At 62.9% G+C, this 20134-nt stretch carries 19 protein-coding genes; 14 read left to right on the top strand and 5 right to left on the bottom strand.

Going from position 1 to position 20134, the window contains the following annotated elements:
• Together ACTU46_RS13745 and manA are read left to right on the top strand one after the other, a co-directional pair.
• Complete coding sequence (locus tag ACTU46_RS13745; RefSeq protein WP_443382669.1) at positions 1 to 966, top strand: hypothetical protein; 966 nt, start codon at positions 1 to 3, stop codon at positions 964 to 966.
• Entirely contained in the window at positions 967 to 2121 is a 1155-nt protein-coding gene (manA, locus tag ACTU46_RS13740) for a mannose-6-phosphate isomerase, class I (RefSeq protein ID WP_443382666.1), read from the top strand.
• Positions 2122 to 2132: 11 nt separating this feature from the next.
• Here the strand turns inward: manA and ACTU46_RS13735 are convergent, their stop codons facing one another.
• A complete protein-coding gene (locus ACTU46_RS13735) occupies positions 2133 to 2873 on the bottom strand; it encodes a hypothetical protein (RefSeq protein WP_443382664.1) in 741 nt (246 codons plus the stop codon).
• 143 nt (positions 2874 to 3016) lie between these two features.
• Here ACTU46_RS13735 and ACTU46_RS13730 point away from each other — a divergent pair, with 143 nt between their 5' ends.
• The 9 genes from ACTU46_RS13730 (at position 3017) to secA (ending at position 13525) form a co-directional block, all read left to right on the top strand.
• Complete coding sequence (locus tag ACTU46_RS13730; RefSeq protein ID WP_443382661.1) at positions 3017 to 3370, top strand: DUF4259 domain-containing protein; 354 nt, start codon at positions 3017 to 3019, stop codon at positions 3368 to 3370.
• Between the two features lie 116 nt (positions 3371 to 3486).
• Positions 3487 to 4926: an adenosylhomocysteinase gene (gene ahcY / locus ACTU46_RS13725; RefSeq protein WP_443382658.1), complete on the top strand. Its 1440-nt coding sequence runs from the start codon at positions 3487 to 3489 to the stop codon at positions 4924 to 4926.
• Positions 4926 to 5528: a dTMP kinase gene (locus tag ACTU46_RS13720; RefSeq protein WP_443382655.1), complete on the top strand. Its 603-nt coding sequence runs from the start codon at positions 4926 to 4928 to the stop codon at positions 5526 to 5528. Before ahcY ends, ACTU46_RS13720 begins: the two co-directional genes overlap by 1 nt.
• A gap of 7 nt (positions 5529 to 5535) precedes the next feature.
• Positions 5536 to 6216: an MtrAB system response regulator MtrA gene (gene mtrA / locus ACTU46_RS13715; RefSeq protein ID WP_443382652.1), complete on the top strand. Its 681-nt coding sequence runs from the start codon at positions 5536 to 5538 to the stop codon at positions 6214 to 6216.
• Between the two features lie 31 nt (positions 6217 to 6247).
• Positions 6248 to 7798, top strand: coding sequence for an MtrAB system histidine kinase MtrB (mtrB, locus tag ACTU46_RS13710; protein ID WP_443382707.1), 1551 nt, complete (start codon positions 6248 to 6250; stop codon positions 7796 to 7798).
• Positions 7795 to 9498 carry an MtrAB system accessory lipoprotein LpqB gene (lpqB, locus tag ACTU46_RS13705; protein WP_443382649.1) on the top strand — a complete coding sequence of 568 codons (1704 nt, stop codon included), beginning with the start codon at positions 7795 to 7797 and terminating at the stop codon, positions 9496 to 9498. Before mtrB ends, lpqB begins: the two co-directional genes overlap by 4 nt.
• A gap of 2 nt (positions 9499 to 9500) precedes the next feature.
• Complete coding sequence (locus ACTU46_RS13700; RefSeq protein ID WP_443382646.1) at positions 9501 to 10100, top strand: ComF family protein; 600 nt, start codon at positions 9501 to 9503, stop codon at positions 10098 to 10100.
• Between the two features lie 83 nt (positions 10101 to 10183).
• Complete coding sequence (gene hpf / locus ACTU46_RS13695) at positions 10184 to 10840, top strand: ribosome hibernation-promoting factor, HPF/YfiA family (RefSeq protein WP_443382643.1); 657 nt, start codon at positions 10184 to 10186, stop codon at positions 10838 to 10840.
• Between the two features lie 147 nt (positions 10841 to 10987).
• A complete protein-coding gene (gene secA / locus ACTU46_RS13690; protein WP_443382640.1) occupies positions 10988 to 13525 on the top strand; it encodes a preprotein translocase subunit SecA in 2538 nt (845 codons plus the stop codon).
• Between the two features lie 7 nt (positions 13526 to 13532).
• Here secA and ACTU46_RS13685 read toward each other — a convergent pair whose 3' ends face one another.
• Complete coding sequence (locus ACTU46_RS13685; protein WP_443382637.1) at positions 13533 to 13934, bottom strand: Rv3235 family protein; 402 nt, start codon at positions 13932 to 13934, stop codon at positions 13533 to 13535.
• 86 nt (positions 13935 to 14020) lie between these two features.
• Here ACTU46_RS13685 and ACTU46_RS13680 point away from each other — a divergent pair, with 86 nt between their 5' ends.
• The 3 genes from ACTU46_RS13680 to ACTU46_RS13670 all read left to right on the top strand — a co-directional run bounded on the left by ACTU46_RS13680 (position 14021) and on the right by ACTU46_RS13670 (position 15605).
• Entirely contained in the window at positions 14021 to 14431 is a 411-nt protein-coding gene (locus ACTU46_RS13680; RefSeq protein WP_443382634.1) for an HAD-IA family hydrolase, read from the top strand.
• Between the two features lie 5 nt (positions 14432 to 14436).
• Positions 14437 to 14943, top strand: coding sequence for a DUF6912 family protein (locus ACTU46_RS13675; RefSeq protein ID WP_443382631.1), 507 nt, complete (start codon positions 14437 to 14439; stop codon positions 14941 to 14943).
• 101 nt (positions 14944 to 15044) lie between these two features.
• Entirely contained in the window at positions 15045 to 15605 is a 561-nt protein-coding gene (locus ACTU46_RS13670; RefSeq protein WP_443382628.1) for a TetR/AcrR family transcriptional regulator, read from the top strand.
• 7 nt (positions 15606 to 15612) lie between these two features.
• Here the strand turns inward: ACTU46_RS13670 and ACTU46_RS13665 are convergent, their stop codons facing one another.
• The 3 genes from ACTU46_RS13665 to ACTU46_RS13655 all read right to left on the bottom strand — a co-directional run bounded on the left by ACTU46_RS13665 (position 15613) and on the right by ACTU46_RS13655 (position 19953).
• A complete protein-coding gene (locus ACTU46_RS13665) occupies positions 15613 to 17853 on the bottom strand; it encodes a cytochrome P450 (RefSeq protein WP_443382625.1) in 2241 nt (746 codons plus the stop codon).
• A gap of 66 nt (positions 17854 to 17919) precedes the next feature.
• Positions 17920 to 19074 carry a serine hydrolase domain-containing protein gene (locus ACTU46_RS13660; RefSeq protein WP_443382622.1) on the bottom strand — a complete coding sequence of 385 codons (1155 nt, stop codon included), beginning with the start codon at positions 19072 to 19074 and terminating at the stop codon, positions 17920 to 17922.
• A gap of 48 nt (positions 19075 to 19122) precedes the next feature.
• Entirely contained in the window at positions 19123 to 19953 is an 831-nt protein-coding gene (locus ACTU46_RS13655) for an SDR family NAD(P)-dependent oxidoreductase (protein ID WP_443382619.1), read from the bottom strand.
• Positions 19954 to 20134: the final 181 nt, after the last annotated feature.

Raw genomic sequence — 20134 nt, 5'->3', positions numbered from 1 at the left:
ATGACCGAGACATACCATCAGCCGCATGATGCGGAGCAGATCCGATTCTTCGATGTTGCCCATGAGGGCGCCCAGGTGCGCTCTGCCGCCGGGGTGGTGTCATCAGGTCAGTTGGATCAGCTTCATCTGATGCAGCCGCGCTCGGTGGTCGTGGTGGCCACTGATCAGGTTTCCCGGGTGGCGGCGCAGGCCGTCGGCACGCTTCGTTGCCCGCTGCGCCATCCCTTCCTGGTGACTGCCTCCCTGCCGAACTTTTTCGGCGCACTGGATGTGCTCGTGGTCGTCGGGGACGGCAACAGCGTCGAGGCGCACCGTGCGCTGGCGGCAGCTGATGCCCGTGGCGCGGTGAGCATCCTGGTGGGTGCCGCGGGCCCGGTGGCTGAGGAGGCCCCGCGCGGCACCGTGAAGTTCCCGGTGCTGCCCACCGCCCTGGGGCCTTCGCCGGCCCGGACCATCGCGGCCGTCGCCACGGTCCTTGACCTGCTGGAGGAGGACCCGGACCTGATCGTTCAGCGGTTGCTCACCACCGCAGATGTGCTTGACGCCGAGGCGGAGAATCTTTCTCCGGAGCGTGATCTGAGCATCAACCCGGGCCGCCAGTTACGGGAGCATGTTGAGGGTGCCCGGATCCTGCACACCGGAAACCAGGCTATCGCCGAGGTCGTCGCCGCACTCTGGACCGTGAAGGGACTGCCCGCCACAGCGGTCGATGTGGCGGAGCTGCCTGGGGCACTGGCCGATGCCCCGGCACCCGAAGCGGATCTTTTCCATGATCCTTTTCTAGATGAGCCCACCCGGGTGATACCATTAAAGGTTGTTGTTTGGGCGGCGGACCTGCAGGGTATACCCGCCGCTTCGGTGCAGAACTGCACCGAGGAGACACCCGGCCCCCTGGCTGAGGCGTTGGCCCTGATCACCCGCGGTTATGCCGCGACGACGTACCTGAATGGCCGGGAGGACTTTTAGATGCACCAACTCACCGGAATTATCCGGGCTTATCCCTGGGGATCCCGCTCGCTGATCCCCGCGCTGCGGGGGGCCAAGGTCCCGTCCGAGCGTCCCGAGGCGGAACTGTGGTTCGGCGCCCACCCGGGGGATCCCTCGACGATTGCGGGCACCCCGCTGACCGAGATCATCGCGGCCGACCCAGCTGCGGCCCTGGGGCAGCGGGTGCTCGAGGAACACGGTGAGACCCTGCCCTTCCTGCTCAAGCTGCTGGCCGCGGATGAACCGCTGTCCCTGCAGGCGCACCCCTCCGAGGAGCAGGCCCGTGAGGGTTTCGCCCGGGAGGATGCTGAGGGCGTTGCGCTGACCGCCCCGCACCGCGATTATAAGGACCGCAACCATAAGCCGGAACTGATCGTCGCGCTCACGGATTTCGATGCGATGGCGGGTTTCCGCCCACTGCACCGCACCAAGCTGCTATTTGATGCCCTGAACTGCCCGGAGTTGGACCACTACCGGACGATGCTGGACGAGGATCCCGCGGAAGAGGAATCCAACCTGCGGGCCCTGTTCACCACCTGGATCACCATTCCGGGCAAGACCCGTGGGGCGTTGATCGACGCGATCATCGAGAGCCTCCAGCCGCACCGTGGCCGGGTGGACTGGATCGGTCAGACCCTGCGCAATGTCTTTGACCTCAATGAGCGTTATCCCGGTGATATCGGGGTGCTCGGGGCGTTGCTGCTCAATCACCTTCATCTGCGTCCGGGTGAGGCGATCTACCTGGATGCTGGTCAGTTGCACGCCTATATCCGGGGGATGGGTGTGGAGATCATGGCCAATTCCGACAATGTGCTCCGTGGTGGGTTGACCTCAAAGTACGTGGACGTCCCGGAACTGGTCCGGGTGTTGGACTTCAACTCCCTGGCGGATCCGCTGGTGATCCCGGAGGAGGGATATTATCCGGTCCCGGCGACGGAATTCCACCTGACCCGGGTGCCGGCGGCGGAGGGGTTCATGGTTGACCATGATGGCCCGGCTATCGCGCTGTGTACCGCAGGGAAGCTCCAGCTGGGCTCGATTGAGCTGGGCCCGGGGGAGGCCGCCTGGATCCCTGCCAGTGATCCAGCGGTCACCGTTAACGGTGGGGGAGAGCTCTTCCTCGCCAAGGGCTAGCGCGGGCAGCGCTAGCTGAAGAAGGGCAGGCGCCAGGAGCTCCAGGGCAGCGTCGGTCCTGCCGGAACAGCAGCCTCGGGGGTCAGCGTGATCTCCGGGGTTTCGACGTTTTCAGGCTCTGCTGGCTCCGCAGGCTCTGTCGGCTCCGCAGGCTCTACCGGTTCCTGGACTTCAGCGGTTTCACTCGGCGTCGGGGGCTCGCTCGGTGCAGTGGTGGGCTCCTGGGTGGTCAAGGTCTGCGCCGGGGGTACCGGGGTCGGGGTGGTCGCAGTGCTGGAGGGCACGGGCTCTGAGGTGGTCTCCGGGGGAGCTATCGGCACCGTCGGGGAGGTAACCGAACTCTCGCTCGGCTGCGCCGGCTCACTGGACACCAGTGTGCTGGGCACCGGTTCCCCGGAAGTCGGCGGAATACTGGTCTCACTGGTGCTCAGCAGCGAGGATTCCGGGGTGGTTTCGAAGGGGTTCGCCGGCCGGAAAGTCTGCGTGGGGGTGACCGTGGTTGCCATGCTCGGGATATGGGCGTTCGGCGCCAGATAGGGATCATCCATCTGGACCGAGGCCGCTTCCTGCGGTTTCTGTTCCGCAGGGGTCTCCGGGGTGACCTCGCGGGGCAGCGGCACGGAGGTTCCCCCGGTTGCTGTGGAACCGGAGGTGGTGGTCATGGCAGTATCGGTAGCGGAAAGGGTCGTAGGCACGCTGGCGCGCCAGACGCTGAAGCCGATTGCGGCGGCGACCAATAGGCCGACGCCCATGAAAATCAGGACTCTTCGAGTCTCAGCTTGCAATCTCTGACCCTTTCACCGTTACGGTCATTGGTAACAACTCGATAACATAGCAGATCGCTGTGATTAGCGATAGCTTAAATCCATTCGAGGACCAAACTAGAGGAGAGATTATGGGTGCTTGGGACATCGCGATTTTCGCTGAGGAAGTCAATGTGGACTTCCTTGATGAATTGGCGGCACTGGACGATGAAGACATTGTCCAGGCCGTCAAGGATGCCTGCCTGCTGGCGGTGCAGCCTGCCGGCGTAACTGAAGATGAGCAGCTCAACGGCCTGGCGGCCGCCACCATCGCAGCGATCTGGGCGGGTGCGCCTTTTTCCGCCGCTGATGTCGCCGACACCTACCCCTTCCTGCGGGAGTTGATCGGCAGCGGCTCGGAAAAGCTCAACGAGGTGGCCGGCGAACTGCTGGAAAATGCGGACACCGAGGAGGACCTCGAGGTCTACCTGGAGGCGCTCACTTAAACCCCTTCAACAGATTTAGTGACCTCTCCGTGATCTTTGCGCAGAGGTTCTCGGGTACCTCGGTACAGTGGGTGTGGTTATCGCCAATTGCACTATGACAGGAGATGTCACCCCATATGACCAAGGTCACTGATTTCAAGGTCGCGGATCTCAGCCTCGCTGAGGCCGGTCGCCACCAGATCCGGCTCGCTGAGCATGAGATGCCGGGCCTGATGGAGTTGCGTCGTGAGTACGGCGAGGAACAGCCGCTCAAGGGGGCCCGCATCGCCGGTTCCATCCACATGACGGTCCAGACCGCTGTGCTCATCGAGACCTTGACCAGTCTCGGTGCTGAAGTTAGATGGGCTTCCTGCAATATCTTCTCCACCCAGGATGAGGCCGCTGCCGCCATCGTGGTCGGCCAGGGCACCCCGGAGGATCCGCAGGGGGTTCCGGTCTTCGCCTGGAAGGGGGAGACCCTGGCGGAATACTGGGAGTGCGCCAAGCAGATCTTCTCCTGGGGCGAGGGCATCGAGCCCAACATGATCCTGGATGACGGCGGCGATGCCACCATGGCCGTTATCCGCGGCCGTGACTATGAGCGGGCCGGTGTCGTGCCGCCGGTGGAAGAGGGCGACTCTGATGAGCACCAGGCGTTCCTGGGCATGCTGCGTGCCACCCTCGAAGAGGACAACCAGAAGTGGACCCGCATCGCTGAGGCCGTGCAGGGTGTCACCGAGGAGACCACCACCGGTGTCCACCGCCTGTACCACTTCGCTGAGGAGGGTGTGCTGCCCTTCCCGGCGATGAACGTCAACGACGCCGTCACCAAGTCCAAGTTCGACAACAAGTACGGCACCCGCCATTCCCTGATCGACGGCATCAACCGCGGCACGGACATGCTCATCGGCGGCAAGAACGTCCTGGTCTGTGGCTACGGTGATGTGGGCAAGGGTTCTGCTGAAGCGTTCAAGGGCCAGGGCGCCCGCGTGAAGGTCACCGAGGCTGACCCGATCAATGCCCTGCAGGCACTGATGGACGGCTTCTCGGTGGTCACCGTCGAGAACGGGATCGCCGACGCTGACATCGTCATCACGGCCACCGGCAACTTCGGCATCATCAACTTCGATGACATGCTGAACATGAAGGACCACGCCGTGCTGGGCAATATCGGCCACTTCGATAACGAGATCGATATGGCTTCCCTCCTGCACCGCGATGATGTCACCCGGGTGAACATCAAGCCGCAGGTCGATGAGTTCACCCTGCCCAACGGAAACTCCATCATCGTGCTTTCCGAGGGGCGTCTGCTGAACCTGGGCAACGCCACCGGCCACCCCTCCTTCGTGATGTCCACCTCCTTCGCGGACCAGACCATCGCGCAGATCGAGCTCTTCCAGAACCCGGACAAGTATGACAACGAGGTCTACCGTTTGCCCAAGGTCCTGGACGAGAAGGTCGCCCGCATCCATGTGGAGGCCCTCGGTGGCGAGCTCACCGAACTGACCAAGGAGCAGGCCGCGTACATCGGTGTCGACGTCGCCGGCCCCTTCAAGCCGGAGCACTACCGCTACTGATGATCATCTGCATCGAAGGAATCGACGGCGCCGGAAAGAACACCCTGGTCCGGGCCATTCAAGCTGAGACCGGGGCGGAAACTCTGGGCTTCCCGCGTTATGCGGAGTCCATCCACGCTCAGTTGGCGGCGGAGGCACTGCATGGCCGGATGGGGGATCTCACCGATTCCGCCTACGCCATGGCCACCCTCTTCGCCCTGGACCGGCAGGGTGCTCTGCCGACCCTGGAGCGATTCGTCGACTCCTCCGAGCTGTTGATCCTGGACCGCTATGTCGCCTCCAACGCGGCTTATTCTTATGCCCGCACCGGTGATGAATCGGTGATCGGGTGGATCTATGACCTGGAGTTCAACCGTCTGGGCCTGCCCAAGCCCGACCTGCAGGTGTTGTTGGCCACCTCGCCGGAGACGGCGTCGCAACGCGCGCAGTCCCGGGAAGCGGCCGACGCCAGCCGGGCGCGGGACCGCTATGAACGCGATGGCGGGCTGCAACAGCGCACCTATGAGGCATATGTGAAGCTCGCCGAGGAGAACTGGGCGGGCGAATGGCTGATTTCAGCCGACCAGACGGATATTCTTCAAGCAATCACTCTGAAGAGGTAGGAGACTCATGTCCGCCAAGATTCTCGTCGTCGATGACGACCCCGCGATCTCTGAAATGCTCACCATCGTCCTGGAAGCCGAGGGTTTCCAAGCCATCGCGGTCATGGACGGTAATGAAGCTGTGGAAACCGCCCTGCGGGAACAGCCGGATCTGATCCTGCTCGACCTCATGCTGCCGGGCATGAACGGGGTGGATATCTGCCGCATCATCCGGCAGGACTCCACCGTGCCGATCGTCATGCTCACCGCGAAGACCGACACCGTGGATGTGGTCCTCGGCCTGGAGTCCGGTGCAGATGACTACATCACCAAGCCCTTCAAGCCGAAGGAGCTGGTGGCCCGGATCCGGGCCCGCCTGCGCCGTACGGATGCCGCACCCTCGGAGGTTATCGAGGTCGGCGATCTGACCATCGATGTTCCCGAACACACCGTCAAGCGCGGTGAGGAAGAGATCCCGCTGACTCCGCTGGAGTTTGATCTGCTGCTGGAGCTGGCCCGCAAGCCGCGCCAGGTATTCAGCCGTGAGGAACTGCTGGAGAAGGTGTGGGGCTACCGCCATGCCTCCGACACCCGGCTGGTCAATGTTCACGTGCAGCGACTGCGCGCCAAGATCGAGAAGGATCCCGAGAACCCGCAGATCGTGCTCACCGTTCGCGGTGTAGGATACAAGACTGGATTGCTCAACTAAGGGACTTGTCATTCTTGAACGACTGAAACGGATTCAGACCCGCATCTCGGAGCAGTGGCGCACCTCGCTTCAACTGCGGGTCATCGGATCCATCTTCGTCGCCGCCGCAGTGGTCATGATCATCCTCGCGATGACCATGATCAGCCTGGTCGCGCAGCGGCTGGTCGATGCCAAACTCGATATCGCCGACTCGGAGATCAACCGCGCCCGGGTGGCGGTGGAGCAGCAGATCGACGCCACCGGTTCGAACACCTCCACCCAGGTGCGGATCAATGCCGCCAGAGCTGCGCTGACCAACCTGAGCTCCAATCAGGCCTCAGCGACCTATGAACCGGTGTTGATGGTGGTCGGCCATGACGGTTCCACCACCGCCTCCCCGGAGGGGTACCAGATTCCCACCCGGCTGATGCACTTCGTCAGTCAGGGGCAGGTGTCCTATCAATTCGCCACCGTGAACCGTTCCGATGGTTCGACCTATAACGCGCTGGTCATCGGCACTCCGACGGATTCTGATATCCCGAATCTGCAGGTCTATCTGGTGCTGTCCATGGAGTCCGATGAAGCCACCATGGCGTTGATGCGCGGCCTGCTCTCCGCGGCCGGGGTGGTCGTGGTGGTGCTGCTGGTCGGCATTGCCTGGCTGATGGTCCAACAGATCACCGCCCCGGTACGCTCGGCCAGCCGGATCGCCCAACGTCTGGCTGCCGGCCATCTGCGCGAGCGCATGGTGGTCGACGGCGAAGATGAGATGGCCCGGCTGGCGATGAGTTTCAACGCCATGGCGGAGTCCCTGTCCAAACAGATCCACCAGCTCGAGGAATATAGTGACCTGCAACGCCAGTTCACCTCCGATGTCTCCCATGAACTTCGCACCCCACTGACCACGGTACGGATGGCGGCGGACATGATCGCCGCTGGCGCCGATGACTTTGAACCGCACACTAAGCGCGCCACCGAACTGATGACCCGCGAGCTGGATCGTTTCGAATCGCTGCTGACCGATCTCCTGGAGATCTCCCGGCACGATGCCGGGGTGGCTGATCTCGCCGCGACCCGGCTGGATGTGCGCACCTGCGTCACCGCGGCCTGGCAGCAGGTGGAACACCTGGCCAAGGAGCTCAACGTGCCGGTCAACCTGCACCTGCCCGAGGAGGCGATCTACCTCACCGGCGATTCCCGCCGCATCGAGCGGGTGCTGCGCAACCTGCTGGCCAACGCCATCGACCACTCCGAGGGCAACCCGGTGGACGTGGACCTGGGTGTCAATGAGGAGGCTGTCTCCATTACGGTCACCGACCACGGGGTGGGCCTCAAGCCGGGCCAGGAGGATCTGGTGTTCAACCGCTTCTGGCGGGCCGATGCCTCACGCGTGCGGCACTCCGGCGGCACCGGTCTGGGCCTGGCGATCGCCCGCGAGGACGCCCTGCTGCACGGCGGTGAGCTGAATGCCGCGGGCAACTTCGGGGTGGGTTCGCAGTTCCGGCTGACCATCCCGCGGGAACCCGGAACTCCCTACACCGAGGTGCCGTTGGAACTACAGGCCCCGCAGTTGGCGCTCAACGTAGAAGAGGAGACCCAGTGAAGAAGTCCCTGACCACCCTGCTGGCGGTCTTGTCCACCGCCGTACTGACGGTCGGCTGCACCTCCCTGCCCTCGGATACTGAGCCCCAGGCACTACGTTCCTTTGCCCCGGTGGACGAGGGGGGAAGCGATATCGAACCGCAGCCGGGGGCGGAGCCTGACCTGCTGCTGCGTGATTTCTATACCGCTTCGGCCCGCCCGGCGATGGACTATGAGGCGGCCCGGTCCTTCCTCACCGAGGACGCGAACCAGCTCTGGAAACCACGGGCCTCTACCCTGATCGTGGACCGCGTGGATCTGATCACCCAGGCGGGGTCCACCGCGGCGCAACGTACGTTCGCGGTCCGCGGCAATGTGATCGGCCAGCTCGCGGAGGGGGGCTCCTACCAGGTGGAGAATGGGGTCTACGAGGCTCATATCGAGATGGAGCAGGTGGCCGGGGAGTGGCGGATCTCCTCGCTGCCGGAGGGCGTGGTGCTGGAGCGCACTGAGTTGCGCAATCAGTATCAGCCGCAGGACCTGTACTATTTCGATCCGGACGGCCGGGTGCTGGTGGCGGATCGTCGCTGGGTATTCGCCGGCCATGAATCCTTGGACACCGCCCTGATCTCGCTGATGATGGAGGGACCCAGCGCCAATATCGCCCCGGCGGTGAGTTTCGGGTTGCCAACCTCGGCCACCTTTAACGGGGTGCAGGACGGGGTGTACCAGTTCTCCGGCCTCGCGGAACTGGATTCCTCCGAGCGGCTGAATTTCGCGACCCAGTTGGTGTGGACCCTGGCGATGGCCAATATTCCCGGCCCCTATGCCGTGGAGGTGGACGGCCTGCCGATCAGCGAGGAATTTCCCCAGCTGAGCACCGATGATTTCGCGGAGTTCAATCCGCGCTCCGAGGTCGGCGCCATCGCCCCGCTCTACGCCCTGAATCAGGGGTCCCTGCTGCGGGTCACCTCGAACCAGACCAGTCCGGTGGAGGGCGAGCTGGGTGAACTCCGCGATATCGAGTCCGCCGACATCACCTCGGAGCGGACAGCGGCGATCGTCCGCCGCCAGGGCGAGGATTCCGTGCTGGCCCTGGGCGGGGTGGATGCACAGCTGCAGGAGGTGCTGCGCGGCAACACGATCACCCGGCCGACCTTCGAACATGATCATGCCGCAGTCTGGGTGGTGGTCAATGGGGATCGGGTGATCCGGGTCGTGCGTTCCTCAACCACCGGGGAGGTGGTGCAGACCGAGGTCAACACCGCTGCGCTGGGGAGCATCGCCGGTGATATCTCGGTGTTGCGGCTCTCCCACAACGGTGCCCGCGTGGCGATGATCATCGATGGCCGCGTCTACACCGGTGTGGTCAACCGCCCCGGCACCGGCGATCGGCGGATCGTCAATGTGCAGGAGGTGGCCCCCCAGTTGGCGGGTTCCGCCCTGGCCCTGGACTGGCAGCCGGATGGTTCCATCCTGGTGGGCACCTCCAGCCCGGAGTCGCCGATCTGGCGGGTGGAGAAGGACGGCTCGGCGGTGTCCTCGCTGCCCTCAGGCAATATCACCGCCCCGGTGGTCTCGGTGGCGGCCTCGCCCAGCACCATCTACCTCACTGATTCCCAGGCGGTGCTGCAGCTGCCGGTCAGTGGCAATGAATCTGCCTTCTGGCGTGAGGTGCCGGGGCTGCAGGGCATGCGTTCCGCCCCGGTCGTGGCCAATTAGCCATGGAGCTTCTCCTGCCGCGTCGCTGCACCGCCTGCGGTGAGCCCGGCATGGTGCTCTGTCTGGTCTGCCGGGATGCTTTTCGACGCCCGCCGCAGCGGGTGTTCACGGGCGTCGATACGCATGTGCCCGCCTTTGCGCTGGGGGTTTATGACGACCGGCGGCGCCGCGTGATCGTGGCGATGAAGGAGCGCGCTAACCGCGCGGTGCGGGGCTACCTGGGTGCGGTGATCCGCTCGGGCGTCGAGACGCTCCAGGCCAGGGGAGAGCTGCCTGATCAGCTGACGCTGGTGCCGGCCCCGACGAAACGCGCCAATGCGCGGCTGCGTGGCGGGGATCCCGTCGCTGACTGCTGCCGGGCCAGTGGCCTGCCCACCGTCATCGCACTGCATCACGGGCGGGTGCGGGATTCTGCGGGCCTTGATGCGCGCTCCCGGCGACAGAACCTGGCCGGCAGGGTGGAGTTGGCCGCCACCCCCGTCGGTGCGGTTCTCCTGGTTGATGATGTGCTGACCACGGGGGCGACAATTGCAGCTTCAGCTGAGGTGCTGTTTTCCGCGCGGGTGCCAGTTGTGGCGGCGCTCACTTTTGCGGCTGCATGAAAGTTACCTCTAATTGATCATCAGGTTATGACCGGATGTACACTAGGGGGACAGACAGTCCCGTCGACACGGAGGAGAAGCAAGTGACTACACCTGCTGAGAACAATGTCCTGAGCCCGGATACCCAGGTGTCCATCACCGGCCGAAATGTTGAGATTCCGGAGCACTTCGCGGAACGCGTCAATTCAAAGCTGGCCAAGATCGAGCGACTCGATCCCACCCTGACCTTCTTCCACGTGGAGCTGCAGCACGAGCCGAACCCGCGCCGTGCAGACGCCAGCGATCGTCTCCAGATCACCGCAACCGGCAAGGGCCACATCGCCCGGGCTGAGGCCAAGGAGGACAGCTTCTACGCTGCCCTGGAAACCGCACTGGCCAAGCTGGAGCGCTCCCTGCGCAAGGTGAAGGCACGTCGATCCATCTCCCGTTCCGGTCACCGCGCCCCCTCGGGTGCCGGTGAGCTCGCCGCAGAGCTGGCCCATGAGGCCGAGGCTGCGCGCGCTGATAATCAGTATGCGGCTGATCCCTACGCCGATACGGTGGAGGACGTCGTCCCCGGTCAGATCGTGCGTACCAAGGAGCACCCGGCCCAGCCGATGTCCGTGGATGATGCACTCTCCGAGATGGAGCTGGTCGGCCATGATTTCTACCTCTTCATGGATGAGGAGACCAGCCGTCCGTCGGTGGTATACCGCCGCCACGCTTTCGACTACGGTCTGATTGCCCTCGCTGCTGAGTAGTTCGTGATTTTGCACACTGAACCGTTCCCGTTGGGAGCGGTTCAGTTGCATTTTCCGCCGAGTGCGTAGAATGTTCGCGAAGACCAGGTTTCTTCCCAGGAGTCTTCCCAGAGAAGATGTCGGATACATATTAAGGACGACTGCATAGTGTTTGGATTGTCCAAGCTCCTTCGGGCCGGTGAGGGGCGCACCGTCAAGCGTCTTCGCAAGATCGCTGACGAGGTCATCGCCCTCGAAGACGATTACGCCGCGCTCAGTGATGATGAACTCAAGGCCAAGACCGAAGAGTTCAAGAAGCGCCTCAACGCGGGCGCTTCCGTCGACGACATTTTCCTGGAAGCCTTCGCCACCGCCCGTGAAGCTTCCTGGCGGGTGCTCGGCCAGAAGCACTACCTGGTGCAGATCATGGGCGGCACGGCGCTGCACTTCGGCAATGTCGCCGAGATGCGCACCGGTGAGGGAAAGACCCTGACCTCGGTGCTGCCGGCCTACCTCAACGCGCTTGAAGGTAAGGGCGTCCACGTGGTCACGGTCAATGATTACCTGGCCAAGCGTGACGCCGAGATGATGGGTCGTGTCCACCGCTGGCTCGGCCTCGAGGTCGGGGTGATCCTCTCCGAGATGCGCCCGGTGGAGCGCAAGCGCGCCTATGCCGCCGATATCACCTATGGCACCAACAATGAACTCGGCTTTGATTACCTGCGTGACAACATGGCCCGTAACCTGCGTGATCTGGTGCAGCGCGGCCATCACTTCGCGGTGGTGGATGAGGTTGACTCCATCCTCATCGATGAGGCGCGTACCCCGTTGATCATCTCCGGTCCGGTGGACGGCTCCTCCAAGTTCTTCTCGGTATTTTCCCAGATTGCCCCGCGCATGACCAAGGACATCCACTATGAGGTGGACGTGCGCAAACGCACCGTCGGTGTGCTCGAGGACGGGGTGGAGTACGTCGAGGATCAGCTCGGCATCGATAACCTCTACGCACCGGAGAACTCCCAGCTGGTCAGCTACCTCAACAACGCGATCAAGGCCAAGGAGCTCTTCGAGCGCGATAAGGACTACATCGTCCGCAATGGTGAGGTCATGATCGTCGACGGCTTCACCGGCCGGGTGCTCGGTGGTCGCCGCTACAACGAGGGCATGCACCAGGCGATCGAGGCCAAGGAGGGGGTGGAGATCAAGAATGAGAACCAGACCCTGGCCACCATCACCCTGCAGAACTACTTCCGCCTCTATACCAAGCTGTCCGGCATGACCGGTACCGCCGAGACCGAGGCCGCCGAGCTGCACTCGATCTACGGCCTGGACGTGGTCCCGATCCCGACGAACCGTCCGAACCAGCGTGAGGATCTCGTCGACCGGGTCTACAAGACCCAGGAGGCGAAGTTCGCCGCCGTGGTCGAGGACATCGCCGAGCGCATCGAGGCTGGCCAGCCGATCCTGGTGGGTACCACCTCCGTGGAGCGTTCCGAGTACCTCTCCAAGCTGCTGCAGTCTCGCGGGATCCAGCACAATGTCCTCAACGCCAAGCACCATGAGCAAGAAGCCCAGATCATCGCCAAGGCGGGTCTGCCGGGCAATATCACCGTGGCCACCAACATGGCCGGTCGTGGTACCGATATCGTGCTGGGCGGCAACCCGGACATCCTGCTGGACATCACCCTGCGCGAGCGTGGCCTGGATCCCTTCGAGGACGAGGAGGCCTATCAGGCGGCCTGGGATGAGGAACTCCCGAAGATCAAGCAGCGTACCTCCGACCGGGCCGAGAAGGTCCGCGATTCCGGTGGCCTCTATGTCCTGGGCACGGAGCGACACGAGTCCCGTCGTATCGATAACCAGCTGCGTGGTCGTTCGGGCCGCCAGGGTGACCCCGGTGCCACCCGCTTCTACCTCTCGATGCGCGATGACCTCATGGTCCGCATGGTCGGCCAGACCATGGAGAACATGATGAACCGCCTCAACGTCCCCGATGATGTGCCGATCGAGGCGAAAATGGTCACCAACTCCATCAAGGGCGCCCAGGCGCAGGTGGAGAACCAGAACTTCGAGATGCGTAAGAACGTCCTGAAGTACGATGAGGTGCTCAACGAGCAGCGCAAGGTCATCTACGCCGAGCGTCGCGAGATCCTCGAGTCCCGGGACATCGGCGAGTACATCCAGCACATGATCGATGACACCATCTCCGCCTATGTCGACGGCGCCACCGCCGTGGGCTATGTGGAGGACTGGAATCTCGATGAGCTGTGGAATGCACTCGACGGCCTTTACAGCCCCACCTTCACCTGGAAATCGCTTCTCGACGGCTCGGAGTACGGCACCCCGGGCGAGCTCAGCGCCGCAGATCTCAAGGTCGCCCTGTTCAAGGACGCCCACAATGAGTTTGACCAGCTCAGCGAGAATGTCGCCGTCATCGGCGGCGATAAGCAGATGCGTGCCATCGAGCGTCAGATCATCCTCCCGGTGATCGACACCAAATGGCGTGAGCACCTCTATGAGATGGACTACCTCAAGGAGGGGATCGGCCTGCGTGCCATGGCACAGCGCGATCCGCTGGTCGAGTATCAGAAGGAGGGCGGCGATATGTTCAACGCCATGAAGGACGCGATGAAGGAAGAGACCGTCCGTCAGCTCTTCCTGCTGCGCAAGCAGTTCGCGCCGAAGGAAGAGACCGTCGAAGCCTGACCCAGGCCTAGATGATCCGGAAGGTGCGCATCCGCCACTGCTGACGGCCGGTCTTTTCCAGGCTGGCGGTGAATCCGTGGGGATGCGCCGCCACTGTGGCGCTACCGAAAACCTCCACTGTTTCGGGGTCCGGACTGCGGAGATGGAGCGAATCCAGCCGCACCGGACCCCGCAGCCCTCCCCGATGCTGCCGCGCGGTAACATGCGCGCGGACCCCGAAGGCATAGCGTTTCCGGCTGAGATGCTGGATGGGACGAATCCCGAAGGCGGTTTCCAAGGCGATCACCGTCAGCTGGGTCGCGGTGGTCTGGAGGGTTTGCGGCGTGATTTTCGGGGTTATCTCCTGGGCGGGAACCGGACTAAGGTGAAGTACTTTCAGGTGACTGAGACCTGGAAGCGGAACTAACATGACATCTCCCTGTATTTCAGACAGGGCAGAGCTGCAATGGGCTAGGTATCATTGTGGCACAACAACGCGGTGAAGAAGGAGCAAATGTGCGTGGATTGATTGTCGACTATGCGGGTGTCCTGGACGGCACGGAGGAGGACCAGCGTCGCTGGCGTAACCTCTTCGCGGCCGCCCGTAAAAACGGTGTGGGAACCGCCATCCTCTCCAACAACCCAGGCGGTCCCGCCGCGGCACCGATCCACGAGTGGGAACTGCGCGGCGTCGTTGATGCCGTATTGCTCTCCGGTGAGATCGGCGTCGAAAAGCCCGAGTCCGAGGCCTTCCAGATCGCCGCAGATTCTCTCGAGCTGCCGATGAATGACTGCGTCCTCATCGATGATTCCATCCTGAACGTCCGCGCCGCGGTCGAAGCTGGCCTGGTGGGCGTGTACTACCAGCAGTTTGACCGTGCGATCGTGGAGATCCAGAACCTTTTCGACATCGAGGGAGAGTTCTAGACCGCATGCGCGTATATTTCCCTGCCACCTTCGCCCTGCTCGCCGAGCTGAACGAACACTCGGTGATCACCGCACGCTCCGGATATGGCTTCGCCATGACCCCGGCTCTGATCGAGTTCTACACCGCCGGTGATGAAGAGGAAATCGCGCACGCCGCCTTCCTGGACGCCTCCGAGGCCTCCCTGCGCCTGCTGGCCATCGGAGATGAAGAGAAGTTCCCGCACCGCCGGGTGGTCATCTCCGCAGACATCCCCGATGAACAGGTGACCCTTGATCCGGACAATGGTGAATCCGTGGTCAAGATCTCACCGGCGCAGATCAAGCTCGAAGAGATTGCCGCGATCCACGTGGACATTGAAGCATCCGAGGAGCAGACCAAAGCTGCCGTCGAGGTCATCGATGCCTCTGACCTGGGGGAGACCGACGCCGAACTAACCGTCGGTGACGCCCAGGACAACTTCATGGCCTGGTACGACCCGACTGAGCTGCCGTTCCTGGTGGAACTGCTCTAGGCTCTCAAGTTTTCCGGCTGCACCTCTCCGCGTCGCCAGTGCGTTGCTACCGAGGTGCAGTTTTTCATATCCGTTGACAGATCCGTTGACAGGGAGCGCCGATGAGCATCTACGAGCAGAAGAACGCCGAAACCCGGCGGAAGTTTCTCGCAGCCGCCTTCGAGCTGTTCACCTGGAACGGATACGGTCCCACCAGCATGCACCAGATAGCCAAGCATGCCGGTGGCAGCCGAGCGAATCTCTACCTGCATTTCCGCAATAAACCGGACCTGGTGCTGGCCCGGATGCAGGAGATGGAGGCCCAACTGGCGCAACCCTTCCAGGAACTGGTCCGGACCCCGGTACACTCCGAGGAAACGATCCGGGCCTGGTTGGAGCGGATGAAAGACCTGTGGCGCACGTACCGGGTGGAGTTCACCACCGTGGAACAGGCGATGTCCGAGGACGAGACGGTGGCCGCCGAATGGTGGTCCATGATCCAGCGGATCAGCAACTCCCTGCCCGGGCTGGAACAGGGCCACCGCCGGCAGCACTTCATCACCCTGTGGATGGGCCTTGACCGCACCTTCTCCTTCCTCTACGGCCGAGGGCACATCGAGAATGAGGAACGGGTGCTGGCCAGCCTCACCGAACAATGGCTGGCACTCTTCGGTGAGGACTGAGGGCAGCTCAGCGCTGGAGCACCAGCCGGGGGCAGCTTGGCGCCGCCCGCGAGACACAGATCATCATGGTGTCATTCGCTTCCTGCTCCGCCGAGGTGAGGATCGAGTCCCGATGATCGATGGAACCGGCAACGACCGGGGTTTCACAGGTGCCGCAGGTACCGGTCTCACAGGAGGAGATCACCGGCATGCCTTCACGCTTGGCGGCGTCGAGGATGGACTCGCTGGCTCCAACCGTGACCGTCTTCCCAGACCCGGTGAATTCCACCTCAAAGGGTTGGTCGGCGTAGTCCCGGGAGATCTGCTTCGGCGCAAAGCGCTCAAGGCGCAGGCTGCTCTTGGGCCAGTGTGCCGCCTGGGCCTCCACGGCCTGCAGCAGGCCCTCGGGGCCGCAGGTGTAGATCAGCGTGTTCGGCGCGGCGTCGATAAGCGCGGTGTCCAGGTCGAGGTGGCCGAGTTCGTCCTGGGGTACCAGTTGCACGCGCTCGCTGAAGGCGGCCAGCTCCGGAAGGAAGGCCATGGAGCTGCGGGTGCGGCCACCGTAGAGCAGCGTCCAGTCCTTGCCCTGACGCTCGGCTTCCCGGATCATGGCGAGGAGCGGGGTGATGCCGATGCCACCGGCGATGAAGAGGTAGTGCTCGGCCTCGGCGAAGCGGAAATTGTTACGCGGCCAGGACACGGTGACGGTGCCGCCTTCGAGGAGGGTGTCGTGGGCGGCGGCGGAGCCACCACGGCCGGCGGGTTCGCGGAGGATACCCACGCGGTAGCAGGACTGGTCATCGCAGTCGGAGGACAGCGAATACTGGCGGATCAGCTCTTCGCCGTCTGGGCCCTGGAGGTGCAGGTCAATGTGGGCGCCCGGCTTCCACTTGGGCAGTTCGCCGCCATCCGGGTGTACCAGAGTCAGGGAGATCACGCCCTCGGATTCGGTGCGGCGTTCCGAGACCCGCAGCGTGAGAGTGCGCAGAACCTGCTGCTTGGAAAGCTCAATATCCGCCAGCTCCCAGGTCACCCAGAGTGAGCGGCGGGCGGGAAGCAAGGCGAAGCGGATAAAATCCAGTGCCTCCGGATCCTCCACCGTGAGGGAGGGCAACCGCCCGTAGAGGACCTGCAGTCCCACCGGCCCCTGAACCCGGGCCAGCGGGTTGCCCAGACACTTGTGGCGGCCAGTGGAGAAGCCGAGGTGATCTGTCGGGTCCGGCCGGTGGATATCGAACTCGAAGGGGCGATCAACATAGTCGGCATCGGTGTTTGCGGAGGTCAGGGAGACCAGGATCCGGTCACCGGCCTTGATGTGGGCACCGCCGATCTCAACGTCGACCATGGACAGCCGTGAGGTGAAGGTGGAGGAGTTACGTCGGCGGATGGTCTCCTCGAAGACCCGTGGCCACAGCTCGGGTTCCCGGAGGGCGTCATCCTTGGCCGCCGGATTTTCCTGGAGAAAGAGGACCGCATTGGCCATCGCCTGGGCGGTGGTATCCGTGCCGGCGGCGGCGAATTCGGTCAGGTGAATGGCGATCTGGTCAGCACCCAGCGCATAGTTGCCTTCTTCATCCTGCTGCGAGGCCATGAGGGAGATCAAGTCGCGGGCGGTGGAGGTGCGGCGGGATTCGATGATCTCCCGGAGGCGGAGATTCGATGCAACATAGCGCTGCCATACCGTGGAATGCTCCGGCTCCGAGACCGGTTCGTGGGCGGAGGAGAGCAGGTGGAAGAAATCATCGCGCAGTTGCTTGATGAATGCAGCATGCTCATAATCGAGTCCCATGTGCGCCATCAGGGTTTGGGTGGTCAGCTCAATGAAGTAGTCTTCGATGAGATTTCCGGTGCCGATATTCTCAAAGGAATCGATGATGCGGTGGGCCCGGACCTCGATCTCCGGTCGGAGATTCTGCATGTCCTGCTCGAGAAAACCCAGCTGAGCGACCCCACGGGCAGTGGTGTGACCCTCCGGATCTGAACCGATGAGCACTCGCGTCATCAGATCCGGGGAGATGATCGACTGGTGCTCCTCGGGTACCTCAATCGCAGCGGAATTCGCGGTGGAGGAGAAACTCTTCCAATCCGAAAGCACCGTCACGGCATCCTGGCGTCCGGTGACAATCCAGGCGTTCATGTGCGGATAGAAGAAGGTGGGGGTCTGCGTGCTGAAATCAGCGAGGTACTTTCCGGGGTCGACGTAATAGGCATCTGCCATCGCATCGAAATCATGCGCAACGGGGCATTTGCTGGTGGTGGGGGTGGACATGATGTTCCTCTCTCAAAGCTGCTTGACGACGCCCCCTCGGGGGCAGGGTTGTCACGGGCGGCGGTCTCAGATGACTGCGGCGGAAACCATGGTGGAGATCTTCTGGAAGCGGGCGACATTATCGGCTTCATCGATGACACCAGCGGAGAGGAAGACGAAGCTCAGATCGCGGTCCGGATCGACCCAGTAGAGGGTGGAGCCGGCACCGTTGTTGCCGAAAGCACTCGGAGAGGTGAAGGGACCGAAGAAGTTGGGTGCGGTTCCGGTGCCCGAAAGGATGAAACCGAGACCGAGGTTGCCCTTCGGTGGCTCCCAGCCACGGCCGAGGTTGACCATGGTGTAGAGGTCATTCATGAGTTCGCCGGTCTGCAGGGTGGTCGCCTGCTCCAGGACTGCCGGGGAGATGAGGTATTCACCGTTGACCTCGCCCTTGCGGCGGAGCATTTCGACGAACTTGAAGATATCCGCAGCGGTGGAGGTCGCACCGACCCAGGGCATCTCGGCATCCTCGGTGATGTAGGTGTCGAGGCATTCGATGTCCTCCGGGGCGAGGAATCCATCGGGAGCGACACTGACCTTGAGCGGGACCGCCCGCTCTGCCCGGGAGCTGGGTAGGCCAAAAGCGGTGTCCTTCATGCCGAGGGGCTCAAAGATGAGCTCGCGGGCGAGATCCCGGAAGTGCTCGTAGCCGTAGGCGCGACGAACCATCTCGCCGATCAGCGCATGGTTAATGGCGGGAGAGTAGTTGACCTGGGTACCCGGCTCGTGAATCACATCGATGGAACCGATGGCGGCAATGACATCAGCGAGCACCCCGAACTCCGCCGGGCCGAGACCGGGGTTCGGCGTGGCCGGCATCCCCGCCCGGTGGGTCAGCAGATGGCCGAGGTTGATCTTGTCCTTGCGCATCATCCTGAAGGGGTCGGTACCGAGGAACTCTGGAATGAGGTCGACGACCCGGGTAGACAGCGCCAGTTTGCCCTCGCCGAGTGCCCGGTAGGCCAGAGCATTGGTGAATCCCTTGGTCAGGGAGAGAATCCGGTAGACATCATCGGGACGGGAGGGGCGATTGCTCTCACGCTCGGCGAAACCGTAGGTTCCCTGCAGTGCGATCTCGCCGTGCTGCGCGATGATCACATTCACGCCGTCGTAGTCGCCCTGCTCGATGTCCCGGTTGATCTCATCTTCAATGCGCTTGAGGGCGGTGGGGTTAAAAGCCATGGTGGTGTCCTGTTCTGCTCTGGTGTTCTTGGGTTGCCGGATTCTTGCTCAGGCGAGGTAGGCGCCGCCGGAAGGGGAGAAGACCTGCCCGGTGTAGTGGGCACCGTTATCCGAGGAAAGAAAAGTCACGGTCTGTGCTACTTCCTCGGGTTCCGCGAGCCGCTTGAGTGGCTGCAGTGACAGCAGCGCCTGGACGTGATCATCGCCGGACTGGTTCAGCATCGCGGTGTTGATTCCCGCTGGTGCCAGCGCGTTAACCCGGATCCCGAAGGGGGCGAGTTCGCCGGAGAGCGCGCGGGTCATGCCGACAACCGCCGACTTGGAGGCGGGGTAGTAGGCCGGCATCGGCAGGGCGAGGAAGCCTGCGACCGAGGCGAAGTTGGTGATGGCGCCACCACCGGCTGCCTTGAGCAGGGGAACCGCCGCCCGAATGGTGTAGAAGGTTCCGTAGAGATTGATCTTGAGTACCCGGTCAAAATCTTCATCGGAGATCTCGCTGAGGAACTCCGGTGCGAAGGGTTCCCCCTTCTTCATCGCATCCGTCATCTGGTGGTTGATGGCGTCCACCCATTCAGTTGCCTTGCGGTTGGGTGTGCTCACCCCAGCGGCGTTGATGAGGATGTCCAGCTTGCCGTGTGCTTGATTGACCTGCGCGAAGGCGGCGTTGACCGCGGCGGAATCCGCAATATCGAGGGCGATGGTGGTGACACCTGCGGACTCGCCGAGTTCTCGGTCGAGGTTGCCCTGGGAGATATCCAGCGCGAACACCTGCGCACCTTCGGTAATGAGGGCCTGAACTGTGTCCAGTCCCATTCCTGATCCCGCACCTGTCACCACTGCCACTCGTCCCTTGAGGGACTGGCCTGAATTTTCTGACATGCTCAACTGCTCCTCAGCTCTAATGTGTCTGGGGCCACAGTCTTCTTTAGCTCTGGACAGCTGTCTAGAGGTTTCGGTGAAGTGGCAGGTTAATTCCACAAAGGGGGTAGTGTTTCCGCTCGATTGGGGGTGGTCCTTCATGGTGTTGCCGGTGTGCGGAACCCTCGTGGGGACGGCTTCC

Source organism: Corynebacterium sp. A21, from assembly GCF_052266655.1.
Classification (GTDB): Bacteria; Actinomycetota; Actinomycetes; order Mycobacteriales; family Mycobacteriaceae; genus Corynebacterium.
This window is presented reverse-complemented; position numbering and strand designations above follow the sequence as displayed.

Bases quoted from the DNA above. Each gene is read 5' to 3' on its own strand.
- ACTU46_RS13745 (WP_443382669.1), top strand. From the start codon at position 1: ATGACCGAGACATACCATCAGCCGCATGATGCGGAGCAGATCCGATTC.
- manA (WP_443382666.1), top strand. From the start codon at position 967: ATGCACCAACTCACCGGAATTATCCGGGCTTATCCCTGGGGATCCCGC.
- ACTU46_RS13735 (WP_443382664.1), bottom strand. From the start codon at position 2,873: ATGGGCGTCGGCCTATTGGTCGCCGCCGCAATCGGCTTCAGCGTCTGG.
- ACTU46_RS13730 (WP_443382661.1), top strand. From the start codon at position 3,017: ATGGGTGCTTGGGACATCGCGATTTTCGCTGAGGAAGTCAATGTGGAC.
- ahcY (WP_443382658.1), top strand. From the start codon at position 3,487: ATGACCAAGGTCACTGATTTCAAGGTCGCGGATCTCAGCCTCGCTGAG.
- ACTU46_RS13720 (WP_443382655.1), top strand. From the start codon at position 4,926: ATGATCATCTGCATCGAAGGAATCGACGGCGCCGGAAAGAACACCCTG.
- mtrA (WP_443382652.1), top strand. From the start codon at position 5,536: ATGTCCGCCAAGATTCTCGTCGTCGATGACGACCCCGCGATCTCTGAA.
- ACTU46_RS13700 (WP_443382646.1), top strand. From the start codon at position 9,501: ATGGAGCTTCTCCTGCCGCGTCGCTGCACCGCCTGCGGTGAGCCCGGC.
- ACTU46_RS13685 (WP_443382637.1), bottom strand. From the start codon at position 13,934: ATGTTAGTTCCGCTTCCAGGTCTCAGTCACCTGAAAGTACTTCACCTT.
- ACTU46_RS13675 (WP_443382631.1), top strand. From the start codon at position 14,437: ATGCGCGTATATTTCCCTGCCACCTTCGCCCTGCTCGCCGAGCTGAAC.
- ACTU46_RS13670 (WP_443382628.1), top strand. From the start codon at position 15,045: ATGAGCATCTACGAGCAGAAGAACGCCGAAACCCGGCGGAAGTTTCTC.
- ACTU46_RS13665 (WP_443382625.1), bottom strand. From the start codon at position 17,853: ATGTCCACCCCCACCACCAGCAAATGCCCCGTTGCGCATGATTTCGAT.
- ACTU46_RS13660 (WP_443382622.1), bottom strand. From the start codon at position 19,074: ATGGCTTTTAACCCCACCGCCCTCAAGCGCATTGAAGATGAGATCAAC.
- ACTU46_RS13655 (WP_443382619.1), bottom strand. From the start codon at position 19,953: ATGTCAGAAAATTCAGGCCAGTCCCTCAAGGGACGAGTGGCAGTGGTG.